This window comes from Ensifer sp. ZNC0028 (assembly GCF_000799055.1).
Classification (GTDB): Bacteria; Pseudomonadota; Alphaproteobacteria; order Rhizobiales; family Rhizobiaceae; genus Ensifer.
In genome coordinates this window covers 18656-43018 of record NZ_JTLA01000065.1, presented here as the reverse complement: position 1 = coordinate 43018, position 24363 = coordinate 18656, and the positions used below count along the sequence as shown (strand labels likewise).

The window sequence follows — 24363 nt, the reverse complement described above, 5'->3', positions numbered from 1 at the left end:
CTCTTGTTGTTGGTTGTCGGTTCAAAATGCGCGCCAGCAGGCCTGCGACAGCTTGCCGATGGTTTCGAGCGCGATGGTGTAGCCGGGCGTGCCGTCGGGCATCAGCGCGGGCACACCGTCGGTAAAGGCGGCAATGGCGTAGAGCGGCTTGCCGTCGCGATAGACGACGCCGGCATCCATGCGGCCGCGTTTGCCACGGCCGCCCTTGCAGGCGGCGACCGTGTCGAAGGGCAGCCGCGCGCGGATGCCGTAGCGAAGAACCTGGTTCTTCAGCGTCTGCACGGCAAAGGCGGCCAGCTCGACCGTAATGCCGAGCTTCGCCGCAGCCGCGGCATCGTGCTCGGCGGCGAGGATCAGCTCCAGCAGCATCACCTGGTCGGCGGCCGTCGTCGTCGTGACATCGGCCAGCGAATGATCGGGTTTCAGCGCCAGCGGCGGGATGAGGAAGCGGTGGTGCGTGCCCACCATGCCGAGCCCCTTGCAGTAGCCGTCGACCTCCTCGAGCGTCAGTCGCTCGAACACCATCTTGGTGCAGACATTGTCGCTCAGCACCATCATGCCGACGATGGCATCGCGCAACGAAATGACGATGCCGGGCGTCAGGTAGCGGAACATGCCGCTCGCCACTTCCTGGGCGAGGCGTGCTTCGTAGGTGATGCGCTCGTCGAGGTTAAGCCGCCCCTCGGATACCGCCTTCAGCGCCGCCATCATGATCGAGGTCTTGCGGGTGCTGGCGGACGGTGTTTCCTCACGCTCGCCGCGGCCGATGGTTTCGCCGGTCCGAAGGTTGCGCACCAGGAAACGGGTGACGAAGGGCTCGGCATCGGCGATCGCGTGGAGTTCGGCCGCGATCGTGCCGGTCTTGATTTCGGTGCTCATCTCAGGCCTCCAGGCGCCATTTGAGGGTGACGCCGCCGGTCTGGTTGAGATCCAGCGCCGGGATCGCCGACAGCAGCTTGCGGGTATAGGCTTCCTTCGGCGCATCGAAGATGCGGTCGCGGTCGCCTTCCTCGATGATGCGCCCGTCCTGCATGACGATGACGCGGTCCGCCACCTGTTCGACGACGCCGAGATCGTGGCTGATGAACAGGCACGAGAAGCCGTAGCGCTTCTGCAGGTTGGAGAAGAGTTCCAGCACCTGGGCGCGAACCGTGACGTCGAGCGCCGACACCGGCTCGTCGGCGATCAGGAATTTCGGCCTTCGCGCGATCGCGCGGGCGATCGCCACGCGCTGGCGCTGGCCGCCGGAAAGTTCATGCGGATAGCGATTGGCGAAATCGGCGCTGAGCCCGACCTCCTCCAAGGTTTCCAGCGCCCGGCGACGCTTTGCGGGCGTGTCGAGATCCGGCACCAGCCGCAGCGCTTCCTCGACCAGCGCCTGGATGGTCATGCGCGGATCGAGCGAGGAATAGGGATCCTGGAACACCATCTGGCAGTTCAGGCGATAGTCGCGCCAGTCGGCGCTGCGCTCGCGGCCCTGGAACAGGATCTCGCCTTCGGCCTGCTGGACGAGGCCGGCGATGGTGCGGCCGAGAGTCGTCTTGCCGGAGCCGGAACCGCCGACAAGCGCTACGACCTCGCCGACATGGATATCGACGCTGACGCCATGCAGCGCACGCTTCGGCTCGTGGCGGCGGAACAGCCCCTTGCGGCCCGGATATTCGACCACGATGTTGCGCGCCGAAACCATCGGCGTACGCGTCGTGTCGAGTTCACGCGCCGCGCCGCGGAACGGCAGCGAAGAGAGCAGCTTGCGGGTATAGGGATGCTGCGGCGCCTGCAGGATCTCCTCGGTCAGCCCCTGCTCGACGACGACGCCCTTTTCCATGACGACGAAACGGTTGGTGTAGCGGGCAACCATCGGCAGGTCGTGGCTGATGAGCAGCACCGCCGTGCCCTGGGCCTGGGTCAGCTCGACCATCAACTCCATGACGTCGCGCTGAACGACCGCATCGAGCGCCGTGGTCGGCTCGTCGGCGATCAGCAAGGCCGGCTTCAACAGCATGACCGAGGCCAGCATGATGCGCTGGCGCATGCCGCCGGAGAACTCATGCGGGTAGGCGGTCAAGGCCCGCTCGGGCTCACGGATGCCGACGCGACCAAGCATCGAGAGGATGGCCGTGCGGCGCTCCTCGACCGACATCTTGGTGTGCAGGATCAGCCCTTCCTCGAGCTGCCGGCCGATGGTCATCGACGGGTTCAGCGAGGTCATCGGCTCCTGGAAGACAACGCCGACCTCGCCGCCGCGAAGCTCACGCAACTCGCGGTCCTTCATCCCGAGCACATCCTTGCCCCGGTAGAGGATCGTTCCGCCGATATGGCGGACAGCGGGCGGAATGAGGCCGATGATCGCGCGGGTCGCCAGCGTCTTGCCGGAACCGCTTTCACCGACGATGCCGACGATTTCGCCGGGCGCGACGTCGAAGCTGACGTTCTTGACCACCTGGTTGCCGGTATGGCTGACGGCCAACGAAAGGCCTTCGACGCTTAAGAGGGTCTTGCCGGTCATTTCAGGCCTCGCATGCGGGGGTCGAGCTTGTCGCGGAGCGCATCGCCCAGAAGGTTGATGCCGAGCAGGGTGAGAGCGATGCAGAGACCGGGGAAGAAACCGAGCCAGACGGCCTGTTCGATGAACGGGCGGCCGGCGGCGAGCATGTTGCCCCAGGTGGGGGCCGGTGGCGGAACGCCAAGGCCGAGGAAGGAAAGCGCGCTTTCCGACAGGATTGCCCAGCCGAACATCGAGGTCGCAAGCACCGTGATCGGCGCCAGGCAGTTCGGCAGGATATGGCGCAGCATCGTGTAGATCTCGCCGTTGCCCATCACCCGTGACGCCTCGATGAACTCACGTTCGCGCAGCGACAGCACCGCGCCGCGCACGACGCGCGCCATCGACGGGGTATAGGCGATGCCGAGCGCGAAGATGATGCCGTACTGGTTGGCGCCGAAGACGGCGAGCAGGCCAAGCGCGAGCAGGATGCCGGGGAAGGCAAGCAGTGCATTGTTGACCGCCATGATCACGCCATCGACCCAGCCGCGGGCATAGCCGCTGACGATGCCGATGAAGGTGCCGCAGACGACGGCGAAGGTGACTGTGAGGCAACCGATCCAGACACTCGCGCGGGCGCCGACCATCAGCCGGCTTGCAACGTCGCGGCCGAACTCGTCGGTGCCGAGCCAGTGCGCCGCACCGGGGGCTGCAAGACGCGCGGTGAAACCGAGCGCCATCGGATCATAGGGCGTCCAGAGGAGGCCAATGAGGGCAACGAGAACGAGCAGACCGATCAGGCCGCTGCCGATGACGCCGTTGAACGTGAGCTTTCTCATTCTGCCACCACCCGCGGATCGAAGAGAGGATAGAGAAGGTCGACCACCAGGTTGACGACGACGTAGGAGAAGGCGACGAGCAGCAGGCAGCCCTGGATGACCGGGTAGTCGCGCTGGAAGATCGCATCGACCATCAGCCGCCCGAGGCCGGGAATGGTGAAGACGGTCTCGATGACGGCGATGCCGCCAAGCAGGTTGCCGAGGATCAGCCCGATCATCGTCCAGGTCGGGCCGAAGGCGTTCTTGAAGGCATGCCGCCAGAGAACGGCACTTTCCGAGAGCCCCTTGGCGCGGGCGTGGGTGATGTAATCGAGCCTGAGCACCTCGAGCGTCGAGGCGCGGGCCATGCGGATGATCACGCCCATCTCGTGGATGACGAGGGTCATGACCGGCAGCACCAGATAGAGAAGCCCGGCCTTCCAGTTCTCCGAGATCGGCACGTAGCCGAGCACCGGCAGCCAGCCGAGCTTCAGGCCGAAGGCGAGCAGCAGGAGAAGGCCGAGCCAGAAGGTCGGGATCGACAGAAGCACGGTCGCCGAACCGACGAGCGCCAGGTCGGTCAGGCTGTTCTGTCGCCAGGCGGCGATGACGCCGGCCGGAACCGCGATCAGGCTTGCAAGGAACACGGCGATGACGACGATTTCGGCGCTAACGAAGAAGCGGCTGACCACCAGATGCAGCACCGGCTCGCCGGTGACGATCGAGGTACCGAAATCCCCGGAGAGGATATTGCCGGCCCAGATGACGAATTGCTCCGGGATGCTGCGGTCGAGACCGAGCTCCGTGCGCAACGCGGCAATCTGCTGCGGCTCGGCCATGTCGCCGAGCATCAGCGCTGCCGGGTCACCGGGAATGAGACGGATAAGCGTGAAGACGGCCACCGAGACGATTACGATCGTCGGTATCGCCATCACGAGGCGATTGAGAATGAATTTGATCATGGGTTCCCCGTACTGAGGCAGACCGCCCGCGTTACCGCGATTCTCCCGCCCGTCGGCTCTCTTGTTACAGGGACTATGATCGATTGGAAAAAATCGCGCAATATTATGAGTAAACGTCATACCTCTATGAAAAGGGCATGCAACTTCAGCGCCGCTGGACGGGCGTTGCCCGCTGGCTTGCCGGCGACGAAGCCTTCGCGATCGCGGCGGTTCCGTCAGGTCAGATGAAGAAAATCTGAGAGTTCGCGAGCGGCAGCGCCTCCCGCCCGGTTCGCACCGATGGTGGAAGCCGACGGACCGTAGCCGACGAGATGGATCCGAGGGTCTTTTGCCACCTGTGTCGCTAGCCGACCGGTCATCAGGATACCGCCATCGGTATTGCGCAATTGAAGCGGCGCCAGGTGATCGAGCGCGCTTCTGAAGCCGGTGCTCCACAGAATGACGTCGACGGCCAGTTCAACTCCATCCGGCCAGCGCACGCCCTGTTCAGTCATTTCGGCAAACATCGGCTGGCGCTCGAGCGCGCCGCGTGCGCGTGCGGCAATGATCGCCGGCGTCACCGGAATGCCCGTCACCGAGACCACGGAACCCGGCGGCAGGCCCCGGCGGACCCGATCCTCGACCATCGCTACGGCGGCGCGTCCAACCTCCGGCGTAAACGGCTCGTTGCGGAAGGCCGGCTCCTCCCGCGTTACCCAGGTGGTCGTTGTCACCTGCGATATTTCATCGAGCAGCTGGATGGCGGAGATGCCTCCGCCGACGACCAGCACATGCTGCCCGGCGAACTGTCCCGCCGACTGATAATCCTTCGTGTGCAACTGGCGCCCCTTGAAGCGCTCCGCGCCTGGATAGGGCGGGATATAGGGGGCTTCCCAGGTGCCGGTCGCGTTGATAATGCCGCGGGCGGCATAGGCGCCGTCGTCGGTCTCGACCCTGAAGCGCTCGCCGCGGTCGCACACGACCTTGACGGCTACCGGCCGGCGGACCGGGAGACCGAACGCCTTCTCGTAGGCGCCGTAATATTGCGGCACGGCGACGGCCGCGTGGACCTCGCCTTTGCTGGTATCGACCGCTTCGGAAAATTTCATGCCGGGGAGATCATGAATTCCGTTGACCGTGTTCAAGGTCAGCGACGGCCAGCGAAACTGCCAGGCACCGCCCGGCTGCGGCGACCGGTCGATGACGACATATTGCCTGTGAGGCTCCAGCCCGAGCCGGCTCAGATGATAGGCCGAAGACAGTCCCGCCTGCCCAGCACCGATGACGACGACATCGATCTTGCGGGCCACGCGCGCATGCGTTTCGACGTCCACGGCCGGAGCAGCATCCGTCATGGCGCGGCCCGAAACCGGAGCTTGCCTACCCTTGGCAGATCATCCACCGCGGCGGCCCTATGCGATTGCCGCCGCGAAGATCGCGGCAAGTTTTTCGATGCCGTTCTGGTCGTCACGGTCGAAGCGCGCGGGCTCCGGACTGTCGAGATCGATGACGCCGATCACCCGGCCGTCACGCCTGACCGGAACGACGAGTTCCGAGCGCGAGGCCGCATCGCAGGCGATGTGGCCGGGAAAGGCATGGACGTCTTCCACGAGGATCGAGCGGCCTTCCTTGACGGCCGTGCCGCAGACCCCGCGGCCGACGGCGATGCGCACACAGGCAGGCTTTCCCTGGAACGGCCCGAGCACGAGCTCTTGGTCGGTTTCGAGGAAATAGAACCCCGCCCAATTGAGGCTGGGCATGGCCTGGAACATCAGTGCCGACGTATTGGCCGCGTTGGCGATCGGGTTGGGCTCGCCGTGAAGCAGCGATTCGAGCTGCTGGGCCAGCTCCGCGTAGAAAGCACGCTTGTCGCCTGTGTCGATTGCGGCCGCCTGAAACATGATTCCATCCACTTCCCTATTCGTATCGGTCCGCAATGTAGTGTCGCGTCCGTTCCATTGCCAATGGCGCTCTGCCAACGGCAGAGAGACCATTGTCTCACGGCTGCTGCGAAGCGGCGACCTGCCTTTTCAGGCAGTCGATCATTGCCTGCGCTGCGAGCGACAGCGGAACGCCGGCCGCGGTGGCAACGCCGAAGTCCTGGGTGAGGTGCGGCGAAAACGGGCGGATCTCGATCAGTAGGTGCCGGTGCAGATTGGCAAAGAAGCTGCTGATGATCGCGACCCCGAGGCCGTAGGCCGCGTATGCGCAGGCCGAGCTGTTGCTGTGGGTCTCGATTTTGACCTTCTGCGGCACGCCGGCCTTGCGGAAAATCTCGTCGAGCATGACCCGCGTCGGCCGGCGGCGGCCGATCAGGATCAAGGGCACACCCCGCAATTCCCTAGGCGTCACGGTTTCGTGCTGCGAAAGCGCATGCCCCTTTTCCATGACGCAGACGCTGAGGCCGGTTGCGACCGGCTGCATTTCGAGGCCCGCACTCAGCTGTCCCTCGTAGCGCAGGAAGCCGAAATCGATGATGCGCTGCTCGACGAGGCGGGCGATCGCGACGGTCGTGTCGAAGAAAGTCTCGACGCGCACGCCGGGAAAATCCTTGGCATAGTCGGCGAGCATCGCCGGGGCAAAGGTCTCGGACATGCTGTTCGGCAGGCCGATGCGCACGACCTCAGGCCCGACCGCGCCGCTGCGCAGGTCCTGCGCCAGATTGGTGAAACGGTCGATGCCGAGCAAGATATGCTCCGCGTCCTCGGCGAGCTTCATCGCCTCAGGCGTCGCAATCAACCGACCCTTGTCGCGAGCAAAAAGCGTCAGCGACAGCTCTTCCTCGAGCTGCTGCAACAGGCGGCTGACGCCGGACTGGCTGAGCCCCATGGTCTTTGCGGCCGCGATCGTCGACCCGGTCGCCAACAGCGTGCGCAGCACTTCCAATTGTCGAAAATTCACGCCGCCCCCGGTCCGCTCGAACATCCGCTTGCTCTCCCCTCCGTGTTTACGGGAAGGCGATGCTTCAAGGAAGGGGTGGGCAAGCTGCGGGAAAATCCATGCCGGATACCGGCCGGGAACGAGGAGCGCGCGTACGCGCCCCCCCAGAGGTCACCGATCTCACGCGCTGGCATGGACCGGATGGTTGAAGCGGTCGGCGAAGATCTCGATCGAGCCGCGGCCGAAGCTGCGCAGCTGCCGCCGCGTCAGCACCGACATGACACGCGCCGCCGTCGAGACGGTCATGGCGTCGAGCGGCCCCTCACCGCTCCACGGCTTGTTTAGCCGGTCCGTCACGATGCCGATGAGGTTTGCCGGCATGATGTCGGTGCAAGGTTTCATCCAGTCGAAGACCTCGCTGATGGGAATGCGCTTGCCTTCGAACGCAACGATGGGCTCGGGCATGTTGGCGCCCCAGTCATCATAGGCCTCCAGAGCATCACGAAACAGGTTCTGCAGCGTGATGGAGGCGTGCCCTTCATGGAGAGCAGGCAGGAAATTCGTCATTTGTGTCTCCTTCAGTGGTTAAGGCCGGGAAACGCGAATGGCCAATTCTGTCAGCATGTATTTGTGTTCGTGCCGGGTGGCCGATACTCTGGGGCCACGCGACGGGTCAAACTGCAGGCGATGAGGCAATGCACAAATCGGGCGATAGTTCCCTGAGCCGCAGTCAATTTTGGCGGGAAATCGGTGAGCATGCACGCCGCCGACCGTCACCAGGGTCCTCTTCCCCGGCCTTCCCCCGAATCGATTTTACCCATCCCGACCCGAAGGTAAACACCAAGTCGCCATCAAGGCCGAAACGAAATACTCCAATCGATAATTTCTATAGAATATACTATCTTACCCGATCAGGCCAGATAATTCACTGATATGCACCTCAATCGACAGGGAGCAGTCACATGGGAACGATCTCGCGGCTTTCCGAGAAAACAAGAGCCCCGGCGCACCGGATCGAAAGCGAAGAGGAAGCGCTGTCGATCGCGCGTGCGCTAGCGGCGGAATTTGCGGGGAGCGCCAACGAGCGGGACACCGATCGCATTCTGCCCTTCGACGAGCTCGATGCGCTCGCCCAATCCGGCCTGCTGGCGATCACCGTGCCGCCGGAATATGACGGCATAGACGTCTCCAAAGCCGTTCTTGCCGAAGTCACCGCCATTCTTTCGGAAGCGGACTCCTCGATCGGCCAGATTCCGCAGAACCATTTCTACATTCTCGAGGCGCTGCGCACCGACGGCACCGAGGAGCAAAAGGCCTTTTTCTTCGGCCGGGCGCTTGCCGGCGACCGTTTCGGCAACGCCCTTTCCGAGCGCGGCACGAAAACCGTCGGCGACTATGAGACCCGGCTTTCGCCCGACGGCCCCGGCTTCCGCCTGAACGGGCGCAAATATTATTCCACCGGCGTGCTCTTTGCCGAATGGATCGTCGTCTTCGCCCTCGATCCGAACGACAAGCTGACCATGGCTTTCGTGCCCCGTGGCGCCGAAGGCTTGCAGATCATCGACGACTGGGACGGCTTCGGCCAGCGCACGACCGGTAGCGGCACGACCGTGCTGCAGAATGTCTATGTGGCGGCCGATGCGGTGGTGCGCCATCACCGCGGCTTCGAGCGGCCGACGACGATCGGTTCCGTCGGCCAGATCATCCACGCCGGCATCGACCTCGGCATTGCCCGCGCGGCCTTTGCCGAGACCCTGGACTTCGTGCGCAATCATGCCCGCCCCTGGATGGACAGCGGCGTCGAACGGGCGACCGACGATCCGCTGACGATCGCCCGCATCGGCCAGTTGGCCATCCGCCTGGAGGCGGCAACGGCAACGGTCGAGCGTGCCGGCAAGAAGGTCGACGTCGCCCAGATCAACGGCACCGAGGAAAGCGTGGTCGAAGCGACGCTCGCCGTTGCCGCGGCAAAGGTCCTGACGACCGAAATCGCCCTGGAGGCGAGCAACACGCTCTTCGAACTCGCCGGCACCGCATCGACGAAGATTGGCCTCAACCTCGACCGCCACTGGCGAAACGCCCGCACCCATACGCTGCACGACCCGGTGCGCTGGAAGCATCACGTCGTCGGCAACTACCACCTGAACGGCATCAAGCCGCCGAAGAACGGCGCACTCTGAGCCCATCGACCGCGCGCGATCGGCCCGAGGCGTGACCGACGCTTCGGGCAACGCCCAACCTTGCCCGAGGAGAGACCCATGAGCCGCGAAATCCGGCTGAATGCCTTTGACATGAACTGCGTCGGCCACCAGTCGCCGGGGCTCTGGACCCACCCGCGCGACCAGTCCTGGCGCTACAAGGATCTCGATTACTGGGTGCATCTGGCAAAGACGCTCGAGCGCGGCAAGTTCGACGGCCTGTTCATCGCCGACGTGCTCGGCGTCTATGACGTGCTGAACGGCAATACGGATGCGGCCCTTCGCCATTCGGCCCAGGTGCCGGTCAACGACCCGCTGCAACTGGTGCCGACCATGGCCTATGAGACCCAGCATCTCGGCTTCGGGCTGACGGCCTCGCTCTCGTTCGAGCACCCCTATACCTTCGCGCGCCGCATCTCGACGCTCGACCATCTGACGAAGGGGCGCGTCGGCTGGAACATCGTCACCTCCTATCTCAACAGCGGCGCACTCAACATCGGCCAGGCGCAGCAGGCGCGCCACGACGACCGTTACGATCTCGCCGAAGAGTATCTGGAGGTCTGCTACAAGCTCTGGGAGGGAAGCTGGGAGGACGCAGCCGTCGTGCGCGACCGGGCAAGCGGCATCTTCACCCATCCGGAAAAAGTGCACCCGATCAACCATAATGGCCGCCACTTCACCGTTCCCGGCATTCACCTCAGCGAACCGTCGCCGCAGCGCACGCCCGTGCTCTACCAGGCCGGTTCTTCGAGCCGCGGCAAGGATTTTGCCGGGGCGCATGCCGAGTGCATCTTCGTCGCCGCGCCATCCAAAACCGTATTGAAGCGCTATGTCGCCAATGTCCGCGAGGCAGCCGCGCGCGCCGGCCGCAACCCACGCGAAATCCTTGCCTTCAATCTGCAGACGGTGATCCTCGGCGAAACCGACGCGGAGGCGAAGAAGAAGTTCGACGAGTACCGCAGCCACGTCTCCTACGAGGGTGCGCTGGCGCTGATCTCGGGCTGGACCGGCATCGATTTCGGCCAGTTCGGCCCGGACGAACCGCTGCGCCACCGTTACACCAACGCGGTGCAATCGGCCGTCGAGACCTTTACGACCATCGATCCGGACCGGGTGTGGACCGTGCGCGAAATGGCCGACTGGGTGGGCATCGGCGGCTTCGGCCCGGTGTTCGTCGGCTCGCCCTCGACGGTCGCCGATCTGCTTCAGGAATGGGTCGAGGACACCGATGTCGACGGCTTCAACCTTGCCTATGCCGTCACGCCCGGGACCTTCGAGGACGCCGTCGACCTGCTGGTGCCGGAACTGCAAAGGCGCGGCGTCTACAAGACCGGCTACCGCGAAGGCACGCTGCGAGAAAAGCTCTTCGGCGCCGGTCCAAGGCTTGCGGCGCCGCATCCGGGCGCCGGCTATCGCGACCTCGCCGGTCAGAGGGAGGCCGTCGCAGCCTCCGCTTAATCGAAGACATCACAGAAACGCCGCCGGAACTTCTGTTCAGGCGGCGTTTTTTTTGCACAATTACCTGTGCGCCAGGTTCAGCTGTAGAGGCTGACCGGCGGGATCCGCCCGTTGAGCGCAAAGTCGCCGACCTCGCGCGCCTTATAGGCGACCGGATCGTGCAGCGTGTGGGTGCGAACGTTGCGCCAGTAGCGGTCGAAGCGATAGTGGCCGGCCGTCGCCCGCGCGCCCATCAATTCGAACACCCTTGCGGTCACGTCGAGCGCCACGTGGGTCGAATGCACCTTGGCCGCATAGGCCTCGATCGCCGCTCTGCCCCGTGCCTCGGCCGTCACCGATTGGCCCTCGGACAAGGCCGCTTCGACCGCTCCCGCTGCCGCATCGGCGAGCGCAACTGACGCCTTAAGGCTCGCCTGGAGCCCGCCGATCGCCTCGAGGATATAGGGGTCGTCGCCAGCGCGTTCGACGCCTGATGTCACCCAGGGACGCGTCGTGCTGCGGACATAGTCGAGCGCCGCTGCCAGCGCCCCCTCGGCCGTGCCGAGATAGAAATTGACGAAGACCAGCTGGATCAGCGGCGTGTTGAAGGTCGCCAGCACCGCTGGCGGGTCGGACGGATCGGCAAGCGGCTGGATGAAATCTCGCCCATAGACCGGAAAGTCGCGGAACTCGACGCTGCCGCTGTCCGACAGGCGCTGGCCGATATTGTCCCAGTCGTCGTTGGCGATATAGCCGGGGCGGTCGGTGGGCACGACGAAGTTGGCGATCTTGCCGTCGAGCACCGCATTGACGTTGATGCGGTCGGAGACATGGGCGCCGGTCGAGAACGTCTTGCGGCCATTCAAGACGTAGTGCGCGCCGCGCCGCTCCAGCGTCAGCCCGGGGTCGCGCGGGTTGACGGCGGCCCCCCAGTAGAGCTGCCGTTCCACCGTTTCGGCACCCAGCACCCAGGCCTGCCGGGGGTCGGCGGCCGCCCAGTAGACGTATTGGCTGTTGACGTAGTGGTAGCCCAGCAATTGCCCGATCGAGCTTTCGCCGCGCGCGACGATGCGCACCAGCCGCAGGCCGTCGATCCAGTTCAAGCCGGCCCCGCCGATCTCCGGCGAATGCAGCGCCGTCAACAGACCGGCCTGGCGGAGTGCCTCGATCTCCTCACGCGGCGGCGCGCCCACCCGGTCGAGTTCGGCGCCGCGCCGGGCAAGATCCTGTGACAGCGCCTCGGCACGGGCGAAAAGCTCCCGTCGCCTTTCGTCATGCTCGGCGCTCGCTGGCGCCGGTTCTCTCAGGAAGTGTACGTTGCTCATCCGCCTCTCCTTGGTTGAGGCGCGATAATGAACTTATTCTATAGACAATGACAGCAAATGGATTTCGACTTGGGCAGGAGGCCGAGAAAGTCCTACCCGCCCAGCCGGCGCCCCACCCGCCAAGGTAACGAGACCGCCTACCTCAGGCGCAGCTCCGCGAAATGCGATAGACGCTGGCAGGCGGCAGGTTGAGCGGCACCCAGCGCCGGAACGAAGCCTTGAGGCCAAGCTCGTCCAGAACGCGGGGAGAGATCGGGCATCGCGGTCCATAGGTGAACTGGAACAGGCTGCCGTCCTCGGCAAGGTGATGGAAGACCGACGAAAGGATCGCCCGCACGGTCTGCGCCGGCATGGACAGAAGCGGCAGGCCGCTGATCGCCGCGCCGACCGACTTCACCGAAGGCAGCGCCAGGTTCTGGGCGTCGCCCTCGATCAGGGTCGCACTCGGGAACCGCTCCCGCAACAGCCTGGCGAAAGCCGGATTGCGCTCCACAAGGATGAGATTGTCCTCATAGACGCCATTGCGCAGCAGTGCCCGCGTGAAGGCTCCGGTCCCGGGCCCAAGTTCGAGCACATTGCCGCAGAGCGGGCCGATCTCGGTGGTCATGGCGACCGCCAGCCGCCTGCTCGAAGGCGCGATCGCCGCAACCTCAAGCGGTCTTGTCGCCCAGGATCTGAGGAAGAGCAGGAAATCCGATGCCGTTTTCTGTTTGGTCAAGATGAGCCTCCGTTTTGCAACGGCGGCTGGTATCGCGCCTTGTCGGATGCCGCGCATTAACCCGGGTTAAGCTTCGCCGCCGCCTCCGTCCGGACACGCTTGGCGATGCGACTGAGGCCAACGGGCGTGATGCCGAGATAGCCGGCGAGATCCTTCTGCGGCACGCGCGCGACCACCTCCGGTTCCTCGACGAGCAGCGCGCGATAACGTTCCGCGGGATCAAGCGTCAGGAACTGGCGTTCGCGGCGCTCCTTGCGCTCAGCCAGCATCATCAGCGCGCTTCGGATCATCCGTGACCAGCCGAGATCGGCATCGGCCAGTGCCTGCAGCGTCACGAACGGAATTCTCTCGAGGCGCCCACCTTCGACCGCGACCGCCGAGAAACTCGCCCGCCCGGCGGGCACCAGGGACGAGAGGCTGGCAAAGAACCGACCTTCGATGGCGAAGGACTTGATCCATTCCTCGCCATCGGCACGCAGATAGGTGAGCTTCACCAGGCCGCTTTCGATCACGTAGACATAGGGATGCGGCTCATCCTGATGGAAGACGGTTTCGCCGGCCCTGATGCTGCGCACCTGGATCGCCTCGGCCAGCCGCTCCGCCTGCGCCAACGGGTGCCCGGCGATGCGCTCGAACAGCGAAATCGCAGCGCCCTGTCCGCGCTTAACCTCGGTTAATGCCATCCCCGTCCCCCCGTTGCAGATTCGACAGCGCAACAACGGGAAATAGATCACATGGCACGCTACGTCGTCACCGGGGCAAGCTCGGGAATCGGCCGGGAGATCGCACTGCAACTGGCTGCGAGAGGGCACGATGTCGTCGCGCTTGGCCGCGACCGGGAGCGGCTGGAGGACTTGGCCCTGCGAAACCGGAGGATCGAAACGCGGGTGATGGATCTCCGCGATCGGGCCGCGACCATCGCCTGCGGCAGCGCGCTGGCGGGCGATCCGATCGACGGCCTCATCAACAACGCGGCTATCCAGCACAATGTCCGTTTCGATGACCCCTACTACGACGTCGAGCACATCGCCGACGAGGTCGATACCAATCTGCTTGCGCCGATGTTGCTGTCGCGGCTGCTTCTGCCGAAGACGCCCGGACGCCCCTTCCTTATCGTCAATGTCGGCTCAGCGCTCGCCTGCCATCCAAAGACGACGTCTGCGGTTTACAGCGTGACCAAGGCGGGGCTGCGCATGTTTTCGGACGCGCTCTCCGCCCAGCACCAGGCAGACGCGGTCAGGGTGGTCGATGTGGTGCTGCCGCTTGTCGATACCCCGATGACCTCGGGACGGGGGAAGGGAAAGATCAGCGCGGCCTATGCGGCAAAGGAAATCCTGCGCGCGCTCGAACCGGGCGCCACCCGCATCCATGTCGGCAAGGCACGGCTGCTGCGCCTGCTCGAAATGATAGCGCCACCTGTGGCCGCCGCGATCATCAGGAAGCTCTGACGCCGCGATTGTTCGGTCGCGCGCGATCGCAGGTACAGCCGACGAGGTCAGCCGGCTTCGGCGTCCCTCAAGGCGACGATCTCGGAGGCGTTGTCGTTGGCGGCGAACTGCTCCAGCGTCATGTTGTCGAGGATCGAGGCGATCGCATCGCGAACGTTGCTCATCGACTTGCGCACATGACAGTTGACCGGATCGGCACAGTCGTCGCAGGCCTCGAATGCGGTGCGGCTGGCGCAGCGGATCGGCGCCAGGGGGCCGTCGAGCGTGCGGATGACCTGGCCGATGCGAATGTCGGAGGCCGGCCGTGAGAGCGAATAGCCGCCGCCCGGGCCTTTCTTCGAGCGCAGGATGCCGGCATTGCGCAATTCGAGCAGGATCGCATCCAGGAACTTCTTCGGAATGTTGTTCCGCGTGGCGATCTCGGTGATGAAGGCGGTCTCTCCGGGCTCCAGTTGAGCCAGGTCGACAAGGGCCTTGAGCCCGTATTTTCCTTTTTTGGTCAACATGTCACTTCACTTTCCTGAACAAGGAAAGCCGCCACAAGTCCGCGTTCCGCGGCATTCACCGGGGGGAAACGGGTTGTGACGGCCGCACTCTTTCGCTTAGGATGTCCTACACCCAAACTGCACCATTCTCAATAAAATACGTCAGTTACTGCATAGATTTAGTGATTTTAGAAGGCGCTTTTATGGCAAGGGAGAATTTCACTCCCTTGAGCAGGCGGTTTTGCCGCAAAAACCTGCAGTCGCTTGCCTCAAGCGCCACGAAATCCAGCGTCGGAGCGCCGCAGGCGCCGCTGTTCAGGATGCGATCAGACCGTCAGATGCCGGCGCGCCTCTGGCGTGTCCAGCGTTTCGGGTGCGCCCTCGTGAACCACAGCGCCGCGGTCCAGGATGTAGACGTGGTCGGCGAGCTCGCGGCAGAAATCGAGATATTGCTCGACGAGCAGGATCGCCATGCCGGTCGAATCCCTGAGGTAGCGGATCGCCCGGCCGATATCCTTGATGATCGAGGGCTGGATGCCCTCCGTCGGCTCGTCGAGCACCAGGATCTTCGGCCGCGTCACCAGCGCCCGGCCGATTGCCAGTTGCTGCTGCTGGCCGCCGGAGAGGTCACCGCCGCGACGGCCGAGCATCGAGCGCAGCACAGGGAACAGGTTGAAGACGTCCTCGGGTATCGAGCGGTCGCCGCGCTTCAGTGGTGCGTAGCCGGTTTCCAGGTTTTCCTTGACCGTCAGCAGCGGAAAGATCTCACGCCCCTGGGGGACGTAACCGATGCCTTCTTTTGCCCGCCGATAGGGCGCCATGCCGGCGAGTGCTGCGCCGTTGAAGCCGATCGCGCCGGCGCTGACCGGATGCTGGCCGGTGATCGCCCGAAGCAGGCTCGACTTGCCGACGCCGTTGCGCCCGAGCACGCAGGTGATCTTGCCCATCTCGGCCGTGATCGACACGTTTCGCAGCGCCTGCGCGGCGCCGTAATGTAGATTGACGTTTTCGACGCTGAGCATGGCGCGCCCTCCTTGAAGATTTTCGGTGTGGGCCATCACCGGCCAAGATAGTTCTCGATCACTTTCGGATCGCTGCTGACGAAATCGATCGAGCCTTCCGCCAGCACCGCCCCTTCGGCAAGGCAAGTGACCTTGACCCCGAGTTCACGGATGAAGCCCATGTCGTGTTCGACCACGACGACGGACCGGGTCCTGGCGATCTCCTTCAACAGGACGGCCGTTTCCGCGGTCTCGGCGTCCGTCATGCCGGCGACCGGTTCGTCGACCAGCAACAGCTCCGGCTCCTGCGCAAGCAGCATGCCGATCTCCAGCCATTGCTTCTGGCCGTGCGACAGGTTGGCGGCGAGATCGCCCCGACGCGAAGAGAGGCGGATGATGGAAAGGATCTCCTCGATCCGCGCCTTGTCCTCGGCCGTCACGCGATAGAACAGCGTCGAAAACACGCCGCGCTTGCGGTTGAGCGCGAGTTCGAGGTTGTCCCACACCGTGTGGCTTTCAAACACCGTCGGCTTCTGGAACTTGCGGCCGATGCCGAGCGAGGCGATCTCCGCTTCGTCCTTCTTCGTCAGGTCGATCTCGCCCTTGAAGAAGACCTGCCCTTCGTCGGGCCGGGTCTTGCCGGTGATGATATCCATCATCGTCGTCTTGCCGGCGCCATTCGGGCCGATGATCGCCCGGAGTTCGCCGGGCTCGATAACGAAAGAGAGCGCATTCAACGCCTTGAAGCCGTCGAAGGAGACGGAGACGCCGTCGAGATAGAGAAGGCTGGTCGGCTTGGTCTGCCCGATTGTCTGGTTCATGTCGTTACTCCGCCGCCATGGGTTCAACGGCCAGATTGTCCGGCGCTTCAGCCGCCCGCCGCCTACGCTCTGCACGCCGGCGAGCGAAGTAGGCGCCGGTTGTTCCGACGACGCCCTTCGGCAGGAACAGGGTGACGAGCACGAAGAGGCCGCCGAGCGCAAAGAGCCAGAATTCCGGGAACGCTGCCGTGAAGATGCTCTTGCCGCCATTGACGAGGATGGCGCCGACGATCGGGCCGATCAGCGTGCCGCGGCCGCCGACCGCCGTCCAGATCACCACTTCGATCGAATTGCCGGGCTCGAACTCGCCGGGATTGATGATACCGACCTGCGGCACGTAGAGCGCGCCGGCAATACCCGCCATCATCGCCGAGACGGTGAAGGCGAAAAGCTTGATGTGTTCGACCCGGTAGCCGAGGAAGCGCGTCCGGCTTTCCGCGTCGCGCACGGCCACGAGCACCTTGCCGTATTTGGAGCGCACGATCGCCGACGTCAGGATCAGGCAGAGCGCCAGCATCAGCGCCGAGGCCGCGAACAAGACGGCGCGGGTGCCGTTGGCCTGGATGTTGAAGCCGAGGATGTCCTTGAAGTCGGTCAGGCCATTGTTGCCGCCGAAGCCCATGTCGTTGCGGAAGAAGGCGAGCAGCAGCGCATAGGTCATCGCCTGGGTGATGATCGAGAGATAGACGCCGTTGACGCGCGAGCGGAAGGCGAACCAGCCGAAGACGAAGGCGAGCAGCCCGGGCACCAGCACGACCATGAGGGCGGCGAACCAGAACATGTCGAAGCCGTGCCAGAACCAGGGCAGTTCCTTCCAGTTGAGGAACACCATGAAATCCGGCAGCAGCGGATTGCCATAGGAGCCGCGCGCGCCGATCTGGCGCATCAGATACATGCCCATGGCATAGCCGCCGAGCGCGAAGAAGGCTGCGTGCCCGAGCGAAAGGATGCCGCAGAAACCCCAGACGAGATCGAGCGCCAGCGCCAGGAGCGCGTAGGTCAGATACTTGCCGAACAGCGAGACCAGATAGGTCGGCACGTGCAGTGGATGGTCGGGCGCGGTCAAGAGATTGAGCGCCGGGACAAGCATGGCGAGGCCGACAAGGATCGCCACGACTGTGAGGATGCTGCGATCTGCTGATTTCATCAGAAACGAGGTGATCATGCTTCCACCGCCCTTCCCTTGAGCGCGAAGAGGCCGCGCGGTTTCTTCTGGATGAAGAGGATGATCAGCACCAGGACGAGGATCTTGCCGAGCACGGCGCCGGCATAGGGCTCAAGGAACTTGTTGAGGATGCCGAGCGAGAAGGCGCCGACGAGCGTGCCCCAGAGATTGCCGACACCACCGAAGACGACAACCATGAAGCTGTCGATGATGTAGCCCTGTCCGAGATTGGGCGAGACGTTGTCGATCTGCGAGAGCGCGACGCCAGCCATGCCGGCAATGCCGGAGCCGAGCGCGAAGGTCAGGGCATCGACGAGCGGCGTGCGAATACCCATGGAGGACGCCATGCGCCGGTTCTGGGTCACGGCCCGCATCCGAAGCCCCATCGGCGTCTTCTTCAGCAGGAACAGGAGGGCCGCGAAGACCGCCAGCGCGAAGACGATGATCCAGAGGCGGTTCCAGGTGATCGTCAGCCCGCCGAGATCAAACGCGCCGGACATCCAGGAGGGATTGCCGACCTCGCGATTGGTCGGGCCGAAGATCGAGCGCACCGACTGCTGCAGGATCAGCGAGATACCCCAGGTGGCAAGCAGCGTCTCGAGCGGGCGGCCATAGAGAAAGCGGATGACGCCGCGCTCGATTGCAAGGCCCACCGCGCCGGTCACGAGAAAGGCAAGCGGCAGCGCGATCGCCAGCGACCAGTCAAAGAGGCCGGGATAGGCGTTGCGTATGACCTCCTGCACCAGGAAGGTCGTGTAGGCCCCGAGCATGACCATCTCACCATGGGCCATATTGATGATCCCCATGACGCCGAAGGTGATGGCAAGGCCGATTGCCGCCAGCAAAAGGACGGAGCCGAGCGACAGCCCGTACCAGACGTTCTGGCCGGCGCTCCAGAAGGCCTGGGTCTGCTCGATCCGGGCGATCGCCGCCTCGATATCGGGTTTGAGGGAAACATCGGCAGTGGCCAGAGCAGAGGTCAGGACGGCTAGACCGTTGCGCCCATTGCCTTCGGCAAGCAGCGCGATCGCCTGGCGCTTCTGATCGTCGGGGCGATCCGAGACGAGCAGTGTCACCGCGCGGGCCTCGTCGAGAACCTGGCGCACAGCCCCGTCCTTTTCGGCCGCGATCGCCGTTTCGATTGACTCGAGCGCATCGGCATTCGGCGCCTGCAACATGGATTGTGCCGCCTTCATCCGCGCGCCGGTGTCGTCGCTGAAGAGCGTAAGGCCTCCGAGCGCGCTGCGAACGGCACGACGCACGGCGTTGTTGACCTTCACCTTCTGCATCGTCGCCTTCGGTGCAGTTCCGGCCTCGGCGGCGGTCACGGGATCGACGAGCAACAGGTCTACGCCCTGCGCCTTGACGAGGAAGACCTTGCCGTCGGACTTGCGCTGGTAAAGCTCGCCCTCGCCCAGGGCCTCAAGCACCGGAATGACCTTCGCGTCGCCGGTCTTGGCCAGCGCCGCTATGTGGTCGTCCATGTCGGAAAGTTTCGCGCTGCCCAGCTGACCGATCAGCGGGCCGAGGTCTTCGGCTGCGCGGGCACCGACCACATGGGCCGATATCACCAGGCACAGCGCAACAAACAGGATCTGCAGAATTCGGTACATGGCCCCCTCGTCCGGGTTCGGTCATGCGGCGCATGCACAAACCCGTCATAGCCCCAGGCAGGCTCCCTTCGCTCGTGCGCGCCGCCGAACGAAGGGCATGCCTGTCTCAAGTTTTCGTCATGCAATCACTGTCCGGGCGGCAAGCCGCCCGGTCTATGACTAGGTGATGAAATCAGGAGCCCTTGCCGCCGCACTTGCCGGTGGCAACGTTGAAGTTGCCGCAGGACATCGGCGCGCGCCAATCGGAGATCAGGTCCTTCGAGTCGGGCAGATAGTCGGACCATTCGTCGCCGACGACGAGGCCGGGCGTTTCCCAGACGGTCTCGAACTGGCCGTCGGCCTGGATCTCGCCGATGAGCACCGGCTTGGTGATGTGATGGTTCGGCATCATCGTCGAGTAGCCGCCCGAAAGATTGGGCACGGAGACGCCGATCATCGCGTCCAGAACCTTGTCCGTATCGGTCGTGCCGGCCTTCTCGACCGCCTTCAGCCACATGTTGAAGCCGATGTAATGCGCTTCCATCGGGTCGTTGGTCACGCGCTTGTCGTTCTTGGTGTAGGCTTTCCAGGTCTTGATGAACTCGGCATTGGCCGGCGTATCGACCGACTGGAAGTAGTTCCAGGCGGCGAGATGGCCGACGAGCGGGCCGGTATCGAGGCCGGCAAGCTCTTCTTCGCCGACCGAGAAGGCAACGACCGGGATGGCCTCGGCCTTGACGCCCTGGTTCGCCAGTTCCTTGTAGAACGGCACGTTGGCATCGCCGTTGATGGTCGAGACGACGGCGGTCTTCTTGCCGGCCGATCCGAACTTCTTGATGTCAGAAACGATCGTCTGCCAGTCGGAATGACCGAAGGGCGTGTAGTTGATCATGATGTCCTCGGGCTTCACGCCCTTGGCGATCAGATAGGCTTCGAGGATCTTGTTGGTCGTGCGCGGATAGACATAATCGGTGCCTGCGAGCACCCAACGCTCGACGCTTTCGTTCTCCATCAGGTAGTCGACCGCCGGGATCGCCTGCTGGTTGGGGGCAGCCCCTGTGTAGAAGACGTTGCGCTGGCTTTCCTCACCCTCGTACTGCACGGGGTAGAAGAGGATCGAATTCAACTCCTCGAACACCGGCAGAACCGACTTGCGCGACACGGACGTCCAGCAACCGAAAACCGCCGAGACCTTGTCGACCGAGACCAGTTCGCGCGCTTTTTCGGCAAAGAGCGGCCAGTCGGACGCCGGGTCGACGACGACGGCCTCGAGCTTCTTGCCGAGCAGGCCGCCCTTCTTGTTCTGCTCGTCGATCAGCATCAGCATGGCGTCCTTCAGCGTCGTCTCCGAAATCGCCATGGTGCCGGAGAGCGAATGCAGGATGCCGACCTTGATCGTGTCGTCCGCGGCGAAAGCGCCGCTGAACACCGTTGTCGACAGGATGGCGGCCAGGAATGCGCCGGTCACGCTTGCCTTGATAGTCATCTGATGGAACCCCTCTCGTTCTGGAGCAACTGGCCTTTCGGTGCTTCTAGCCGCTGCTTGAGGGGATCATCGGACAGCCACGCTGCACTGCACATACGTCATTCTACGTAGGCGCCGGGGGCAAAGAGGAACGCGAGAGGTAGCCTGGCCGCGGGCAGTTGCATAGCAACGATGGCAGCGGCCTTGACCTTCCCATCGTTGGAAGCCCTAGAACCTGATCTGGCCGCAGGTCAGCGGGCGTGCGGCCTCGCCACATATTCGACGCGAATCGACTGGTAGCAGAGCGGCTATCGCCGGCCGTTGACGCAGGGGAATGCCGAAAGACATGACGTCCTCACTCCATCCGCATTGGGATTCTGCCCGGGAGAAACGTTCGCTCACCCTGCGCTTCGTTGCTTTCGCAATCCTGTTGGCAAGCCTGCTGCTCGGCGGCAATGCGGGTGCGGAACGCATGCACGCGGTCGTCGTCGTCAGCTACCTCGCCATCAGCGTGGCGTCGGTGGCGACGGCGCGTTATCTGCCCGGCCGCACCTCGCTGACAACCCTCTTCGTCGTTCTCGATGCGCTGTTGGTCGCGCTGCTGCTCTATGCCCATATTCTGGCCGGTCCGGTGACGGCGAACCACAATCTGACGACGACCAGCCTCGTCGTCGCCTTTATCCTGCTCGTCCATGTCGGCCTCAAGCTCGAGCGACGCCTGGTCCTGCTCTTTTCCGCCATTGTGCTTCTATCCTGGGTAACGATGCTGGCCATGACTGCGGCAAGGCACGATGCGTCCGGTCCGCTTTCGCTGCTCGGAGCGTTCTTCAACCAGGATCTTGGTTTGACCGTGAGCTTCGGCTTCACCGCCTTTGCCATCTATCTTCTTGCGCGCGACCACGACCGGACGCGCAAGGAAGCGTTGAAGGCCGACCAGCGGCGGCAAAATCTCTCGCGCTTCTTCTCGCCGCTGGTTGTTTCCGCGCTTCAGGAGAAAGGCGATGTGCTCGGCCTGGAGCGGCGCAGCGCCGCAATCATGTTCGTGGACCTGCGCGATTTCACCAGCTTTGCCGAGGCGGCACCGGCACCTGAACTCGCCTTCGTGCTTGCCGAATACCGCCAGCTCGTCTCGCAGACGATCTTCGAACACGGCGGTACGGTCGACAAGTTCATCGGCGATGGCGTCATGGCGGTCTTCGGCCAGCCGAGACCAAAGGAAGACGATGCCGACAGGGCGCTTGCCTGCGCGCTCGATCTCGTCGACATCCTCACGGACTGGAAGAACCACAACGCGCGCAACAACCATCCGGCGCTTGATGCCGGCATCGGCCTGCACTACGGCACCGTCGTAGGCGGCGTTCTCGACAGCGGCTGCCACAGCGAATTCACCGTCATCGGCGACGCGGTCAACGTCGCCCAGCGCCTGGAATCCATGACCAAGACGCTGCAGGTGCCGCTCGTCGTCTCCGCCTCGCTGATGTGCCGGCTTCAAGGACCCGCACCGGAGGCCGCATGGATATCGCACGAGGCGGTCGTGCTGCCGGGTCGTCGCCTTCCGGTCGACATCTGGTGCCTCCAACGGGAGACAGGGTCGGCTCACCCGAACGAAGACGAGCCCTCCGCCGTTCAGCAGTCGCTGACGATTACCGACCGCTGAAGCTGAGCTTGAAGCGCGTGGTGAAATCGCCGTCCCACCACATGGGGAAGTTGGTGCCCCATTTGTTGTTGTGGATGTTGAAGCGGACGCCTGAGGAATAGTCGGGCAAGTCCTTGCAGAAGGCCATGAACGGCCAGGACTGCGGCGCGACCAGCGGCGTGTCGAGATTTTCGACCAGGAGTTCTACACCGCCTTCCGTCTGCCCGCGAACAGCCGTGACCGCCTGCAACTGCGCACCACCCGCACGGGCAAAATTGTCGGTCGCATGCCAATGCCCCATCTTACGCACCCCCCACGCGGAACGCCCCTCGGGCGTGAACGACAGGAAGCTCGCTTCCGGCATGCGGTTGGCGTTCTTGCCGTAAAGCGTCAGCCGGATGTCTAGGCCGTCCTTGCCTGCGGAAAAGTCGATGGCGATTTCGGCCGGCGCACCCAATTGCTCCACAGCCTCGATGGGCATTTCCGCGACGATCGATGTCGCCGTCGTACCCCGAAGCCTGGGCGCATAGCTCTGAGACCGGGCCTCCGCGACATTGGCAAGCCCGGGCTTGTCGTGATCAAGTACCGCCCAGTCCATCCATTGGGTCAGGTAAGTATCCATATGCCGCCGCACGTCGCCGGCATCGTAGCTTTCGTAGCGATAGGCGATCAGCGAGCCCTTGTCGCCACGGACCGTCCGGCCGTCGGGCGCGATCAAGGCGGCGACATCGCCTGTGGCCGGATCGAGGTCGATGGTCCAGCCGCCCACGTGTAGCCGAGTGGCAGAATTCGCGGGTTCAGGACACGGTGGCGCGGCAAGCTCGACAAGCGCCGCTCCGGCACGCGCGGCATCTTCTCCGTCGAGTTCCGCCACCGCCTGTTCAAGATAGGCCCGCTGCTCCGCCCAGGAGGCCTCGGTATAGTGGAAGCGCTGATCGGATTTCCGTGCCGCCTCGAAGGCGGGGCGTGCCCAGGCTTTCTCGTCGCGCAGGAAGGATTTGATGTCGACGCCGCAGGTATGCTCGGCGACCAGCGCCAACTTGCGTCCGAACGCCTGGCGGCTTGCCGTCAACCGCTCCTCGGCGAAGCGGTCATAGAGCCGCTGCAGCGCCAGATAGCGGGCAATCTTTTCCGGATCGGTGCCGCTGCCGTGGATCCAGCTGTCGCCGAGTTCCTTCTCGACGACCGGGAAACGTTCGCGCGCCTCCCATATCAGTTTGCCGTAGTCCTCGAGCGTCGCTGCGCGCACGGCGGCACCGGGCTCGTGTCTGAGGATTTCGCGATAGGCTTCGGCCGCCTGCGACACGCTCTGCGGGCCGATATTGTCGCTGGTATGAGCGAAGCTCAGGCCATCGGAGAGACCCTCGGGGAAATACGTCTCGCCATAGGAGCGCTGGTACATGACGACGATTTCCTCGCCGCCCGCCGCCCGCCAGCGGAAAATATCCGGGATCTCCGGCGGCGGCGAGGCCGAGTTCACGCCGATATGCAGGAAGCGCACGCCGGCTTCTGCCAAGAGCGGCACCATGCCGAGCGTATGGCCGGGCACATCGGTCATCTTGGCGGCGATCGTCTTCAGGCCAAAGCGATGGTCGAGCTCCTGCGCGTAGGAAAGCCCCGCCTTGAAAAGGTCCGGCGACATCAGTTCCGTGTGGGTGGTGAAGGGCAGCGCATGCCAGCGGATCAGGCCGCGCTCGATCGCCTGCTCCAGCCGGGCGACCTCCTCCTTCGAACGTGAATTCAGATGATCCCAGATCAGCCAGGCGCCCGTCGTCCAGACGAACAGCGGCTCGTTCGGGTTCTCGTTGAAAAAATGCGCGCCCGTCTCGATCGCCTGCGGAATGAAGCGCTCGTGATACTGCTTGCGGATCTTCTCGGCGTGATCGGTAAAGCCGATATCGAGATGGGTCTTGAAGACGACGTGAATGCGTTTTTCGGTCATGTTCGC

Annotated in this window: 22 protein-coding genes; 4 read left to right on the top strand and 18 right to left on the bottom strand. The window is 64.0% G+C overall.

Going from position 1 to position 24363, the window contains the following annotated elements:
• Positions 1 to 21: 21 nt before the first annotated feature.
• The 8 genes from L981_RS15110 to L981_RS15075 form a co-directional block, all read right to left on the bottom strand.
• Positions 22 to 879 (bottom strand): serine hydrolase, encoded by an 858-nt coding sequence (locus L981_RS15110; protein ID WP_043617556.1) that lies wholly within the window; start codon positions 877 to 879, stop codon positions 22 to 24.
• A 1-nt stretch (position 880) separates the two neighbouring features.
• Positions 881 to 2509 carry an ABC transporter ATP-binding protein gene (locus L981_RS15105; RefSeq protein WP_043617553.1) on the bottom strand — a complete coding sequence of 543 codons (1629 nt, stop codon included), beginning with the start codon at positions 2507 to 2509 and terminating at the stop codon, positions 881 to 883.
• Positions 2506 to 3324 (bottom strand): ABC transporter permease, encoded by an 819-nt coding sequence (locus tag L981_RS15100; RefSeq protein ID WP_043617550.1) that lies wholly within the window; start codon positions 3322 to 3324, stop codon positions 2506 to 2508. Before L981_RS15100 ends, L981_RS15105 begins: the two co-directional genes overlap by 4 nt.
• Positions 3321 to 4265 carry an ABC transporter permease gene (locus L981_RS15095; RefSeq protein ID WP_043617548.1) on the bottom strand — a complete coding sequence of 315 codons (945 nt, stop codon included), beginning with the start codon at positions 4263 to 4265 and terminating at the stop codon, positions 3321 to 3323. The genes L981_RS15100 and L981_RS15095 overlap by 4 nt, the downstream gene beginning before the upstream one ends.
• A 215-nt stretch (positions 4266 to 4480) precedes the next feature.
• Complete coding sequence (locus tag L981_RS15090; RefSeq protein ID WP_052201809.1) at positions 4481 to 5599, bottom strand: FAD-dependent oxidoreductase; 1119 nt, start codon at positions 5597 to 5599, stop codon at positions 4481 to 4483.
• A 57-nt stretch (positions 5600 to 5656) separates the two neighbouring features.
• Positions 5657 to 6145 (bottom strand): GAF domain-containing protein, encoded by a 489-nt coding sequence (locus L981_RS15085; RefSeq protein ID WP_043617546.1) that lies wholly within the window; start codon positions 6143 to 6145, stop codon positions 5657 to 5659.
• Between the two features lie 97 nt (positions 6146 to 6242).
• Positions 6243 to 7145 (bottom strand): LysR family transcriptional regulator, encoded by a 903-nt coding sequence (locus L981_RS15080; RefSeq protein ID WP_043617584.1) that lies wholly within the window; start codon positions 7143 to 7145, stop codon positions 6243 to 6245.
• A gap of 159 nt (positions 7146 to 7304) precedes the next feature.
• Complete coding sequence (locus tag L981_RS15075) at positions 7305 to 7691, bottom strand: hypothetical protein (RefSeq protein ID WP_043617543.1); 387 nt, start codon at positions 7689 to 7691, stop codon at positions 7305 to 7307.
• 395 nt (positions 7692 to 8086) lie between these two features.
• Between L981_RS15075 and L981_RS15070 the strand changes: the two genes are divergently transcribed.
• Together L981_RS15070 and L981_RS15065 are read left to right on the top strand one after the other, a co-directional pair.
• Complete coding sequence (locus L981_RS15070; protein ID WP_043617540.1) at positions 8087 to 9304, top strand: SfnB family sulfur acquisition oxidoreductase; 1218 nt, start codon at positions 8087 to 8089, stop codon at positions 9302 to 9304.
• 78 nt (positions 9305 to 9382) lie between these two features.
• On the top strand, positions 9383 to 10780 hold the full coding sequence (locus tag L981_RS15065) for an LLM class flavin-dependent oxidoreductase (RefSeq protein WP_043617538.1): 1398 nt from the start codon (positions 9383 to 9385) through the stop codon (positions 10778 to 10780).
• A 77-nt stretch (positions 10781 to 10857) separates the two neighbouring features.
• On the opposite strand, the gene L981_RS15060 is transcribed toward L981_RS15065, so the two are convergent.
• The 3 genes from L981_RS15060 to L981_RS15050 form a co-directional block, all read right to left on the bottom strand.
• Positions 10858 to 12084, bottom strand: coding sequence for an acyl-CoA dehydrogenase family protein (locus L981_RS15060; protein WP_052201808.1), 1227 nt, complete (start codon positions 12082 to 12084; stop codon positions 10858 to 10860).
• Positions 12085 to 12226: 142 nt separating this feature from the next.
• The gene (locus L981_RS15055; protein WP_043617578.1) at positions 12227 to 12802 is read right to left on the bottom strand and encodes a class I SAM-dependent methyltransferase; all 576 of its coding nucleotides are present in this window, start codon (positions 12800 to 12802) and stop codon (positions 12227 to 12229) included.
• Between the two features lie 56 nt (positions 12803 to 12858).
• Positions 12859 to 13485, bottom strand: coding sequence for a Crp/Fnr family transcriptional regulator (locus L981_RS15050; protein ID WP_052201807.1), 627 nt, complete (start codon positions 13483 to 13485; stop codon positions 12859 to 12861).
• Positions 13486 to 13536: 51 nt separating this feature from the next.
• On the opposite strand from L981_RS15050, the gene L981_RS15045 reads away from it, so the two are divergent.
• A complete protein-coding gene (locus L981_RS15045) occupies positions 13537 to 14250 on the top strand; it encodes an SDR family NAD(P)-dependent oxidoreductase (protein ID WP_043617535.1) in 714 nt (237 codons plus the stop codon).
• A gap of 47 nt (positions 14251 to 14297) precedes the next feature.
• Here L981_RS15045 and L981_RS15040 read toward each other — a convergent pair whose 3' ends face one another.
• From L981_RS15040 to urtA, 6 genes are all read right to left on the bottom strand, one after another.
• Positions 14298 to 14756, bottom strand: coding sequence for an Rrf2 family transcriptional regulator (locus tag L981_RS15040; RefSeq protein WP_029742909.1), 459 nt, complete (start codon positions 14754 to 14756; stop codon positions 14298 to 14300).
• Between the two features lie 305 nt (positions 14757 to 15061).
• Complete coding sequence (urtE, locus tag L981_RS15035) at positions 15062 to 15757, bottom strand: urea ABC transporter ATP-binding subunit UrtE (protein WP_043617532.1); 696 nt, start codon at positions 15755 to 15757, stop codon at positions 15062 to 15064.
• A gap of 35 nt (positions 15758 to 15792) precedes the next feature.
• Positions 15793 to 16557, bottom strand: a complete 765-nt coding sequence (gene urtD / locus L981_RS15030; RefSeq protein WP_043617529.1) for an urea ABC transporter ATP-binding protein UrtD — start codon at positions 16555 to 16557, stop codon at positions 15793 to 15795.
• A gap of 4 nt (positions 16558 to 16561) precedes the next feature.
• Complete coding sequence (gene urtC / locus L981_RS15025) at positions 16562 to 17722, bottom strand: urea ABC transporter permease subunit UrtC (protein ID WP_043617526.1); 1161 nt, start codon at positions 17720 to 17722, stop codon at positions 16562 to 16564.
• Positions 17719 to 19335 (bottom strand): urea ABC transporter permease subunit UrtB, encoded by a 1617-nt coding sequence (gene urtB / locus L981_RS15020; protein ID WP_043617523.1) that lies wholly within the window; start codon positions 19333 to 19335, stop codon positions 17719 to 17721. Before urtB ends, urtC begins: the two co-directional genes overlap by 4 nt.
• Positions 19336 to 19507: 172 nt before the next feature.
• A complete protein-coding gene (gene urtA, locus L981_RS15015; protein WP_043617520.1) occupies positions 19508 to 20800 on the bottom strand; it encodes an urea ABC transporter substrate-binding protein in 1293 nt (430 codons plus the stop codon).
• Positions 20801 to 21125: 325 nt separating this feature from the next.
• Here urtA and L981_RS15010 point away from each other — a divergent pair, with 325 nt between their 5' ends.
• Positions 21126 to 22436: an adenylate/guanylate cyclase domain-containing protein gene (locus L981_RS15010; protein ID WP_043617571.1), complete on the top strand. Its 1311-nt coding sequence runs from the start codon at positions 21126 to 21128 to the stop codon at positions 22434 to 22436.
• Here the strand turns inward: L981_RS15010 and L981_RS15005 are convergent.
• A complete protein-coding gene (locus L981_RS15005; protein ID WP_043617517.1) occupies positions 22423 to 24357 on the bottom strand; it encodes a DUF5054 domain-containing protein in 1935 nt (644 codons plus the stop codon). The two genes, L981_RS15010 and L981_RS15005, sit on opposite strands and share 14 nt — an antisense overlap.
• Positions 24358 to 24363: the final 6 nt, after the last annotated feature.

Excerpts from the sequence above, each read along its gene's own strand:
- L981_RS15110 (WP_043617556.1), bottom strand. The coding sequence starts at position 879 with ATGAGCACCGAAATCAAGACCGGCACGATCGCGGCCGAACTCCACGCG.
- L981_RS15105 (WP_043617553.1), bottom strand. The coding sequence starts at position 2,509 with ATGACCGGCAAGACCCTCTTAAGCGTCGAAGGCCTTTCGTTGGCCGTC.
- L981_RS15100 (WP_043617550.1), bottom strand. The coding sequence starts at position 3,324 with ATGAGAAAGCTCACGTTCAACGGCGTCATCGGCAGCGGCCTGATCGGT.
- L981_RS15095 (WP_043617548.1), bottom strand. The coding sequence starts at position 4,265 with ATGATCAAATTCATTCTCAATCGCCTCGTGATGGCGATACCGACGATC.
- L981_RS15090 (WP_052201809.1), bottom strand. The coding sequence starts at position 5,599 with ATGACGGATGCTGCTCCGGCCGTGGACGTCGAAACGCATGCGCGCGTG.
- L981_RS15085 (WP_043617546.1), bottom strand. The coding sequence starts at position 6,145 with ATGTTTCAGGCGGCCGCAATCGACACAGGCGACAAGCGTGCTTTCTAC.
- L981_RS15075 (WP_043617543.1), bottom strand. The coding sequence starts at position 7,691 with ATGACGAATTTCCTGCCTGCTCTCCATGAAGGGCACGCCTCCATCACG.
- L981_RS15070 (WP_043617540.1), top strand. The coding sequence starts at position 8,087 with ATGGGAACGATCTCGCGGCTTTCCGAGAAAACAAGAGCCCCGGCGCAC.
- L981_RS15065 (WP_043617538.1), top strand. The coding sequence starts at position 9,383 with ATGAGCCGCGAAATCCGGCTGAATGCCTTTGACATGAACTGCGTCGGC.
- L981_RS15060 (WP_052201808.1), bottom strand. The coding sequence starts at position 12,084 with ATGAGCAACGTACACTTCCTGAGAGAACCGGCGCCAGCGAGCGCCGAG.
- L981_RS15050 (WP_052201807.1), bottom strand. The coding sequence starts at position 13,485 with ATGGCATTAACCGAGGTTAAGCGCGGACAGGGCGCTGCGATTTCGCTG.
- L981_RS15045 (WP_043617535.1), top strand. The coding sequence starts at position 13,537 with ATGGCACGCTACGTCGTCACCGGGGCAAGCTCGGGAATCGGCCGGGAG.
- L981_RS15040 (WP_029742909.1), bottom strand. The coding sequence starts at position 14,756 with ATGTTGACCAAAAAAGGAAAATACGGGCTCAAGGCCCTTGTCGACCTG.
- urtE (WP_043617532.1), bottom strand. The coding sequence starts at position 15,757 with ATGCTCAGCGTCGAAAACGTCAATCTACATTACGGCGCCGCGCAGGCG.
- urtD (WP_043617529.1), bottom strand. The coding sequence starts at position 16,557 with ATGAACCAGACAATCGGGCAGACCAAGCCGACCAGCCTTCTCTATCTC.
- urtC (WP_043617526.1), bottom strand. The coding sequence starts at position 17,722 with ATGATCACCTCGTTTCTGATGAAATCAGCAGATCGCAGCATCCTCACA.
- urtB (WP_043617523.1), bottom strand. The coding sequence starts at position 19,335 with ATGTACCGAATTCTGCAGATCCTGTTTGTTGCGCTGTGCCTGGTGATA.
- urtA (WP_043617520.1), bottom strand. The coding sequence starts at position 20,800 with ATGACTATCAAGGCAAGCGTGACCGGCGCATTCCTGGCCGCCATCCTG.
- L981_RS15010 (WP_043617571.1), top strand. The coding sequence starts at position 21,126 with ATGACGTCCTCACTCCATCCGCATTGGGATTCTGCCCGGGAGAAACGT.
- L981_RS15005 (WP_043617517.1), bottom strand. The coding sequence starts at position 24,357 with ATGACCGAAAAACGCATTCACGTCGTCTTCAAGACCCATCTCGATATC.